The following is a 9481-nucleotide window of genomic DNA, read 5'->3' as shown; positions in this document are numbered from 1 at the left end:
CGTCTTCTGTTTATACGAGCCTGGTGTATCCCCCGGCCACGCCGCCCGCCACCCCCTGGAGGTGCGGCTCCCGCCGGCGGGCGCCGGCCTGCTGGAGCCGCAAGGCACCGACCGGTCCCCGTGCACGCCCACTCCGGCGAAGTCGTAACGCCCTTCCTCAGCACGGGAATTCCTTGAGCAGGCCGTGGAACGGTAAGGCCCCTCCGGCGCCTCCGGCTCCTCCCTTATGGTGACGCTGACTCAATACTGAGAGCGAGGAGCAACCATCCATGGCGGTCTCGATCGGATTGCATGTCAGCCCGGAATGTCCCGGGATGCTGGAGCGAATTGACGCACTCGGCGGGGCGCTTGAGGCGGATGCGGACGCGGCCGAGGAACTCGGCAGACTCACCGAGGACATCGCACGGGCGTTGCTGGGTGCGGGGGTCGTGCGGGCCGCACTGCCGCAGAGCCTCGGCGGCTTCGAGTTCTCCCCGCGCCAATTGATAGAGACGGTCGAGCGGGTCAGTTACCACGATTCATCGGCCGGCTGGACGATGATGGCGCTTCAGTTGATGACCGGCACCACTGCGGCCTATCTCGATGCCGTTGCGGCGGCCGACCTGTTCCCGGATGTCGCGGATGGGGACCACGCGTTGTTGGCCGGCCACGGCACCCGGCCCGGCCGGGCCGTCCCGGTGGAGGGTGGCTATCTGGTGAGCGGCAGTTGGCAGTTCGCCTCCGGCATGGCGCACGCCACCCATATCCACAGTGCGATCCAGGTCGAGGGCACCGGGGAGCTGCGGGTGCTGGCGATGCCGAAGTCGCAGGTGGAACTCGTCGACAACTGGGATGTGCTCGGGCTGCGTGCGACGCACAGTATTGATTATCACTGCGCCGATGAGCTTGTCCCGGCGACCCACACGTACCTCGCCACGACCACGAACCCGGCCAACGGCGGCGCGATCTACCGCCTCGGACTGGTCAACATGTCCGCAATCGGGCACACCGGTTGGGCGCTCGGTGTGGGGCGGCGCCTGCTCGATGAACTGAAGTTGGTCGCCGCGGCCAAATCAGGCACACGTAACGCCGCCGTCGACACCACACAGTTCCACGCGGAGTACGCGACCGCCGAAGCCAGGCTTCGTTCGGCACGGGCGTGGGCGACGGAGGTATGGCGAGATATCGAAGGCACCCTGGATGCAGGGGAGTTGACAAGTACCGAGCAGGACACTCTGCTGAGGCTGGCGCTCAACCACGCGACGTGGACCGTGCAGGACGTGGGTCAGACGGTGCACCGCTGGGCGGGGACGGCGGCGATCCGGCGCGGGCCGATCGACCGCTTTCTGCGTGATCTCGGCACAGGTACCCAGCACATCACCTCAAGCCCCACGGTCCTTCAGAACTGCGGGAAATGGCTCAGCGGCGCGCAACCCCGAGCGCACTGGGAATTCCTCGACTTGACGCCGTGACCGCCAGACCGGCGAGGGCACACAAGCCTGCATCGTCCTGCCCGCCACCCGCCGCCCACTGATCGACAGGTGGGTCGAAAGACCGTTTTCCTCCTATGACCGCAACGTCTCCGAAGGCGACTCCCCGAACTGTTGGCGGTACGCGAGGGAGAAACGGCCCGGGTGCAGAAAGCCCCAGCGGGAGGCGACGGCCGTGACGGTCGTGGCACCCGGGTCGGAGGCCAGGAGTTCCTTTCGTACGCGGTCCAGGCGGACCTCGCGCAGGTACGCGAGCGGTGTCGTGTCGAGGTGCCGGCGGAAGCCTTCCTGAAGGGCCCGTACGCCGACGCCGACGTATTCCGCGATCTCCGCGACCGTGAGCGGCTCGGCGGCGTGTCCCTCGATGACCTCCATGGCGCGGCGGACCGCGGGCGGTGCGACGCGCGGCTGCTCGCCGAGCAGCGCCGACGTGTAGTTGTTGGGCTGGGCCATCAACAGCTGGGTCATGAGGAGTGATTCAAGCTGTTTGGTGACGAGGGGCTGGCTTGTCATCCCACCAGGCCCCTCCGCCTCCCGGCGCATGAGGTCGACGATGTTGAGCCAGGATCGGGAGCCCGGCGTGGTGAGGTTCATACCGAGCGAGAAGAAGATCGGACGGCGCACGGCGCGGCCGAGCAGACTGCCCAGGTGCGATTCCAGCGACGATCGGTCGAACCACACGATCAGCTGCGGATTGCCGTCACCCCAGCGCATGTCCAGCTTTCCGGTCGGAGAGGGGACAGAAGCGAGTTCTGGGGAGGAAATGATCTCCTCGCGGCCGCAGGTGATTTCGGCGTAACCGGCGAGCGGGATCTGGACGAGGAAAAAGCTCTCCAGATCGCCCGGTGTAATCCGGACTTCCGTTCCGTAATCGAGGTAATAGAGACCTGTCCGATCGAAGGGTGCGCCGTGCAGCCGGGCGTCGAGCGTCGCCGAGCGCCGCACGATGCGCAGGTCATGCGGACAGAACGCGCGGCCGACCTCGGCCCGCGCCTCCCAAATGTCCGCTGTATGGAACCGCTGGTGATTTGCGAGGGGGGACTTTTCAGCGGGCATGTAAACCTCCACCCACGATATGCGCGATCGGGACAGCGACCCGCGTGATCCGGATAGCGAAGGTGATCTTGCCATACCAAGATTGACGCCTGACCGCCGCGGACCCGAGAGAATCCTGGGAATCAACAATGCAGGGAGTGCCGGGCCGGACTGCGCTCGTCAGAGGCGGAGTCACGCCCAGCGGACAGCCCGTCGCATGCGCGCTGCGCTTATTACCTGCGACCGGCGCGGCGAGGGCCGCCACGACCGTACCCCCGCACGTCGCGGCACCCTTGCCGCTGCTGCCCCGGCTCGCCGACTCGGCCGGGCCCCTCTAGCCGGCCGGGTTACCCGGGGGCCCATCCCCCGGCCCTACGGGCGACCCGGCCTTCCGCGGCTGCCCGCCGACCCCCCTCAGGCGGGCAGCCGCATTCCACACAGCCGCCGCCCCCACCGGTTGACGCCGCCACGTGCCGAAACGCCGCACAGCGCACGGCACGGCACGGCACCGCTCAAAAACCGCACACCCCAACCCCCGGAGATCCCCTCATGCGCAAGATCACCATCGTCGGAGCCGGCCAGGCCGGTCTTCAGCTCGGCATCGGCCTGGTCGACCACGGTTTTGACGTCACCCTCGTGTCCAACCGCACCGGAGACCAGATCCGCGAGGGCCGGGTGATGTCCAGCCAGGCCATGTTCGGCACCGCGCTGGCCCACGAGCGCAACCTCGGTCTCGACTTCTGGGGCGACGCCTGCCCGTCGATCGACGGTCTCGGCGTGAGCATCGCCGACGGCCAGGGCGGCCGGGCGCTCTCCTTCGACGCCCGCCTCGATGCCACCGCCCGCTCCATCGACCAGCGCGTCAAAATGCCGCTCTGGATGGGCGAGTTCGCGCGCCGCGGCGGCCGTCTGGAGCTCTGCGAGGCGGGCATCGAGGACCTGGAGCGCTACGCCGCCGAGTCCGACCTGGTGATCGTCTCGGCCGGCAAGGGCGAGATCGCCGGACTGTTCGAGCGGGACGCCCTGCGTTCCCCGTACGACGCTCCGCAGCGCGCGCTGGCCCTGGCGTACGTCACCGGCATGGCACCGCTGCCCCACCGCCCCGGCGTCAGCTTCAACGTCATCCCCGGTGTGGGTGAGTACTTCACCATGCCCAGCCTCACCACCAGCGGCCCCTGCGACATCATGTTCTTCGAGGGCATCCCGGGCGGCCCGCTCGACTGCTTCGACGGGCTCACCCCCCACCAGCAGCTGGCGAAGTTCCAGGAGCTGCTGCGGACGTACGTTCCGTGGGAGGCCGAGCGCTGCACCGATGTCACGCTCACCGACCCGAACGGCACCCTCGCGGGCCGCTTCGCGCCGACCGTCCGCAAGCCCGTCGCCACGCTGCCCTCCGGCGCGCGGGTGCTCGGCCTCGCCGACGTCGTCGTCCTCAACGACCCGATCACCGGCCAGGGGTCCAACAACGCCTCGAAGTGCGCGGCCTCCTACCTCGCCACCATCCTGGACCACGGCGAGCGCCCGTACGACGCCGCGTTCATGGAGCTGGCCTTCGGCCGCTTCTGGGACACCGCGCAGTCCGCCACGACCTGGACCAACGCGATGCTCGGCGCCCCGCCGCAGCACGTCCTGGAGCTCTTCGGCGCGGCGAGCGCCAACTCCCGTATCGCCGCCCGCTTCGTCAACGGCTTCGACGACCCGCGCGACCTCTTCCACTGGTTCATGGACCCGGTCGCCGCGAAGAACTATCTGACCGAGGTCAACGCCTGAAGGTGTGTCAAGAGCGGCTCACAGCAGACTGACGCCACATCAGCGACAGACAGATACGTCACGAGAGCAGGACAGCAGGACACATGAGAAGGATCGCGGTGGTCGGCGCCGGGCAGGCGGGTGCCCAACTCGCCCTGGGACTCCAGGCGCACGGCTATGACGTCACCTTGGTCACCGACCGCGACCCCGACGAGATTCGTCGCGGCCCGGTCATGTCCAGCCAGTGCATGTTCGACACCGCGCTCCAGAGCGAGCGCGAACTCGGCCTGCACCACTGGGAGGGCCAGGCCCCGGACATCTCCGGCATCGCGCTCTCTCTCATCGGTCCGCACGGCACTCCGGACGTCTCCTGGCGCGCGCCGCTGGAGGGCCCTGCCCACTCCGTCGACCAGCGGGTCAAGTGTGCCGCCTGGATCGAGCAGTTCGCGGACGGCGGCCACGGCGAGATCGTGCGGCACGAGGCGGGCGTCAACGACCTGGAATGGTACGCCCGTACGCACGATCTCGTCGTGGTCTCCACGGGCAAGGGCAAGCTGAGCCAACTCTTCCCGCGCAACCCCGAACTCTCCCCGTACGACCGGCCGCGCCGTGCGCTGGCCCTGACGTACGTCACGGGAACGGGACCGCGGGAGGGGGAGGCCGCCGTCCACTACCGCATGGTCCCCGGCGTCGGCGAGTACTTCTCCTTCCCCGCCCTCACCACCACCGGACCCTGCGACATCATGGTCTTCGAGGGCGTCCCCGGCGGCCCAATGGACTGCTGGGACGACATCCGGACGCCTGAAGGCCACCTCGCCCGCTCACTGGAAATCCTCCACCGGTTCTTCCCCGACGAATACGAGCGCTGCCGGCACGCCCAACTCACCGACAGCGGCGGCGTGTTGCGCGGCAGGCTCACTCCGACCGTCCGGCATCCCGTCGCCCGCCTGGCCTCCGGCCGGCACGTCCTCGGCATGGCCGACGCCGTCGTCCTCAACGATCCGATCACCGGCCAGGGTTCGAACAACGCGGCCCAGGCCGCCACCCACTACCTCGACAGCATCCTCCGCCACGGCACCGCCGAGTTCACCCCGCAGTGGATGCAGCGCACCTTCGACCACTTCTGGCGCGGCTGGGCTCAATGGGCCGTCGGCTGGACCAACTCCCTCCTGACCGACCTGAGTCCCCACCACCTCGACCTGCTGACCGCGGCGGCCGAAATCCCCTCGGTCGCCGGCGCCCTCGCCGCCGGATTCGACGACCCGCGCACCCTCTACCGCTGGTGGTTCGAGGAGGCCGAGGCACACCGCTTCCTCGCCGAGAAGCGCGCCCAGCACGCCGCCCGCTTCGACGGCCGCGAACTTCGCCGCGCGCTGGGTCAGTACGCCACCGGCGTGACCGTGGTGACGGCCCGCGCCCCCGACGGCCGCAACGTCGGCATGACCGCGAACTCCTTCACCTCCGTCTCGATGAACCCGCCCCTCGTCCTGTGGTGCCCCGGCAAAAACAGCCCGAGCCTCCCGGACTTCACCGACGCCTCGCACTTCGCCGTCCACATACTGGCCGCCGACCAGCACCACCTCTCCCGCCAGTTCGCCACCCCGGCAGACGACAAATTCCGCGGCACCCCCACCACCCCCGGCATCGCCGGCACCCCCCTCCTGGACGGCGCGGTCGCCCGCTTCCAATGCCGCACCGTCCAACGCCTCGACGCCGGCGACCACATCATCTTCCTCGGAGAGGTCGAACAGTACGAGGCCGACGGCGGGACCCCTCTGGTGTTCCACTCGGGGTACTACCAGGTGGCGACGAAGCATCCAGATCTGTGAACGCGCCTCGCCGGCTGCGATGGGCACTGATCATAATCGTGTGACAAGCTGTAAACGGCGAGCCATCGGACCTGGTCACGACTCTTCGGAGCTTGATTGCTCTGCACCGAACCGCACGATGGGCTGAACCGTCTCGTTCATCGCGCCACCCATTGACGGGTTCAGCGGGACAGGAGTGAGTGCGATGCCCATGCCGCCCCTTATCGGCGAACCTTTCGAGATCGAGGACATCAGCCGACGACTGGCGTTCTTCCGTGACCCGTGGGGCAACATGATCGAACTGTCGCAGAAGCTGCCTGGCACTGGTTCCTGATCAGCCTCACCACGCCGGCTCACATGCCTGTCCAGGAGCGCACCGGCCAGCGTGCGCCGCGTGCTGCATCGCCGCAATCTGGACGCATGACCTAGCGATGCGCGATGAGGGGTGAGCCATGAAGTTCGCAGTTATAGGCGGTACCGGTCTGATCGGGTCGAAGGTCGTGCAGAAGCTGAACGCCGCTGGGCACGAGGCCGTGCCGCACTCGCCGTCCACAGGTGTCGACGTGCTCACCGGCCAGGGCGTGGAAGAGGCGGTGGCCGGAGCGGACGTCATCGTCAACCTGACGAATTCCCCGACCTTCGACGACGCCTCTCCTGCCTTCTTCCAGACCTCGATGGACAGCCTCCTGGCCGCCGGCCACAAGGGCGGGGTCGGACACTTCGTCATCCTCTCGATCGTCGGCGCGGACCGGGTGCCCGATGTCGACTATTACCGCGCCAAGGTCTTGCAGGAGGACATCCTCAAGGCGGGGCCGATCCCCTATTCGATCGTCCGCGCCACCCAGTTCATGGAGTTCATCGACGCCATCATGTCCTGGTCCACCGAGGGCGACACCGTCCGCCTGCCCACCATCCCGCTCCAGCCGATCGCCGCCGAGGACGTCTCCGACACCGTCGCCGAAGTCGCTGCCGGTACGCCGCTGAACGGAACCCTCAACGTTGGCGGGCCCGACGTCCATCCCCTCGACGAACTCGGCCGTATCACCCTGAACGCCCGGCCTGACGGCCGCACGGTCGTCACCGACGACACCGCCGGCATGTTCGCCGCCGTCGACGGTGATGTGCTCACCACCAAGGGCGACGCGCGCATCGCCCCCACCCACTACACCGACTGGCTCGCCTGACCCGGCCGGCCCACCAGGGGAAATGCTCTTCGAGCTGGAAGGTGAGCCGGAGCGGGTGATCAGGGGGATGCGGCCGGCGTATGCGCTCGTCGGTGAGCCTGTCGCCGAGGAGGCCGGGGCGTCATCGAACCGAGCACCCGGCGGACGGGTGAGGCGGTTCCTTGGAATGCGTCTGCGGAGGACGGGCAATTACAATGGACAAATATCCCCATCAGGGGCTTGAACAAGGGCGGAGGCTCTGCCAGCCGCCCCACAGCGCGAGCGCAGCGCGGCGCTCTTCAGTGCCCCGCGCACATTCTGATGCGCCTCTCGGATTTCCCAGGGAGCACTCCCATGGCTGGTCAAACCGCGTCAATCGTCCTCGAGCCCGAGGCACAGGAACTCGCCGACGCAACCTCACAACATCCTTTCCTGTACGAGCTGGAGCCGACCGCGGCGCGCAAGGTGCTCGACGACCTCCAGGCCGCGCCGGTCGACAAGCTGCCGGTCGACGAAGAGTGGGTCTCGGTTCCGGCGGCGGTGGGCGACGTACGGGTACGCATCGTCAAGCCCCAGGGCACCACCGGAACGCTGCCCGTCGTGTTGTACATGCACGGCGGCGGATGGGTGCTGGGCAATGCCGGTACCCACGACCGCCTGGTGCGCGAGTTGGCGGTCGGCGCCCGTACGGCAGTGGCCTTCGTGGAGTACACGCCGTCACCCGAGGCGCACTATCCGGTGGCCATCGAGCAGGGCTACGCCACCGCGCAGTGGATCGTCCGCGACGGGGCGTCCAAGGGGCTCGACGCACAGCGCATGGCAGTGGCCGGGGAATCGGTCGGCGGGAACATGACCGCGGCGCTCGCCCTCATGGCCAAGGAGCGCGGTGACGTCAAGTTCGTGCAGCAGTCGATGTATTACCCGGTCACGGATGCGGCCATGGACACCGATTCCTACGACCAGTTCGCCACCGGCTACTACCTGAGCCGCAAGCTGATGGAATGGTTCTGGGACGCGTACACGACCGACCCGGACCAACGCGCGGAGATCACCGCGTCCCCCAACCACGCCACCATCGAGCAACTCTCCGGCCTGCCGCCCGCCCTGCTGATCGTCGACGAGGCCGACGTGCTGCGCGATGAGGGCGAGGCATACGCCGCCAAGCTCCGGGCAGCCGGAGTCCCGGTGACCACGGTGCGCTACGACGGCACGGTTCACGACTTCATGCTGCTCAACTCGCTGAGCCACTCCAAAGCCGCTCGCGGAGCCATCGACCAGGCAACGGCCTTCCTGTGCAACGCCCTTGGAACCAACTAGGGCCTGTCCGGCGGAGTTCATCCCGGTCATGAAGCGTGTCCGTGTGGCCCGTCTGGGCGGTGGCCACGCGATGCGACAAGCGTGCCTACGTCTTCCAGGGCACCGTGACCGTCGCGACGATCCGGCTCTGGCTTCAAGGGGTAGATCCATTATCCCGGTCCGCGAAGGCGCTTGTCACCGTTCTCCGGAATGATCTTTACGCCCGTTATGCACTCATAGGGTTACGGGGACCGAGCACGACGTACCGACCTGATTTGGGAGTCGAGAGTGGCGCACGACGTTGCCGCGCTGGCAAAGGAACTCACCGCCATGGCCGCGGCCGATCACCAGTCCTCAGTCCACGCCAACAGCGATGATCCCGGCGAGCAGTTGGCGTGGCGCCGGCTCACCGCGCGGCACGGTGACCGACTCGGCCAGATCATGGACGAGTACGGCTGGCCGACGGCGGAAGTGGTCGGCGAGGAGGCCGCCCGCGCAGCGTGGCTGATCGCCCAGCACGCCGACCGTCAGCTTGACGTTCAGCGACGCGCTCTCCGGCTGATGCAGCAGGCGGTGTCGGCAGGCGCGGCCGGCCCGCGGGAGCTGGCCTTTCTACATGACCGCACGCGGGTCAATGAGGGCCGCAAACAGACCTATGGCACACAGATCGCTGGCGTGAAGGGCGGAGCACCAGTTCTGTGGCCCTGCGAGGAGCCCGAGCGCATGGACGAACTCCGCGTCGAAGTCGGCATCGAGCCCTTCGACGAGTACGTTGCCAAGTTCTCAATGGCCTGACGCCGGCCGCGTCCGGCGGGTCGTGCTCTGAGGCTCACCTGCCGTGGGCAAGATCCGTCGGACAGGCTCTAAGTGAGCGTTTGGTTCATATATCAGGTGCTTCAGGATGGTTCTGAGTGGCCAAGCGCGGGTGCCGGCTTGGCGATTCGCTCGGAAAACGGCTTAT

The 9481-nt window shown here is 67.8% G+C and carries 8 protein-coding genes; 7 read left to right on the top strand and 1 reads right to left on the bottom strand.

Translation table 11 applies throughout. From position 1 onward, the window contains the following. Positions 1-269: 269 nt before the first annotated feature. Entirely contained in the window at positions 270-1451 is a 1182-nt protein-coding gene (locus tag ACFWJW_RS37365; protein ID WP_387249802.1) for an acyl-CoA dehydrogenase, read from the top strand. A gap of 93 nt (positions 1452-1544) precedes the next feature. On the opposite strand, the gene ACFWJW_RS37360 is transcribed toward ACFWJW_RS37365, so the two are convergent. Continuing rightward, complete coding sequence (locus tag ACFWJW_RS37360) at positions 1545-2525, bottom strand: AraC family transcriptional regulator (protein WP_387249800.1); 981 nt, start codon at positions 2523-2525, stop codon at positions 1545-1547. A gap of 528 nt (positions 2526-3053) precedes the next feature. On the opposite strand from ACFWJW_RS37360, the gene ACFWJW_RS37355 reads away from it, so the two are divergent. From ACFWJW_RS37355 to ACFWJW_RS37330, 6 genes are all read left to right on the top strand, one after another. Then, on the top strand, positions 3054-4274 hold the full coding sequence (locus tag ACFWJW_RS37355) for a styrene monooxygenase/indole monooxygenase family protein (RefSeq protein ID WP_387249798.1): 1221 nt from the start codon (positions 3054-3056) through the stop codon (positions 4272-4274). Positions 4275-4357: 83 nt separating this feature from the next. Beyond that, positions 4358-6082, top strand: coding sequence for a styrene monooxygenase/indole monooxygenase family protein (locus ACFWJW_RS37350; protein WP_387249796.1), 1725 nt, complete (start codon positions 4358-4360; stop codon positions 6080-6082). Between the two features lie 184 nt (positions 6083-6266). Beyond that, positions 6267-6395: a VOC family protein gene (locus ACFWJW_RS37345; protein ID WP_387249794.1), complete on the top strand. Its 129-nt coding sequence runs from the start codon at positions 6267-6269 to the stop codon at positions 6393-6395. Between the two features lie 118 nt (positions 6396-6513). Beyond that, positions 6514-7245, top strand: coding sequence for an SDR family oxidoreductase (locus tag ACFWJW_RS37340; RefSeq protein WP_387249791.1), 732 nt, complete (start codon positions 6514-6516; stop codon positions 7243-7245). Between the two features lie 333 nt (positions 7246-7578). Then, positions 7579-8541, top strand: coding sequence for an alpha/beta hydrolase (locus ACFWJW_RS37335; protein ID WP_387249789.1), 963 nt, complete (start codon positions 7579-7581; stop codon positions 8539-8541). A gap of 267 nt (positions 8542-8808) precedes the next feature. Continuing rightward, positions 8809-9315, top strand: coding sequence for a DUF6624 domain-containing protein (locus ACFWJW_RS37330; RefSeq protein ID WP_387249787.1), 507 nt, complete (start codon positions 8809-8811; stop codon positions 9313-9315). Positions 9316-9481 lie beyond the last annotated feature (166 nt).

The sequence above is a fragment of the Streptomyces sp. NPDC127097 genome, from assembly GCF_042724075.1.
In the GTDB taxonomy this organism is placed as follows: Bacteria; Actinomycetota; Actinomycetes; order Streptomycetales; family Streptomycetaceae; genus Streptomyces.
This window is presented reverse-complemented; position numbering and strand designations above follow the sequence as displayed.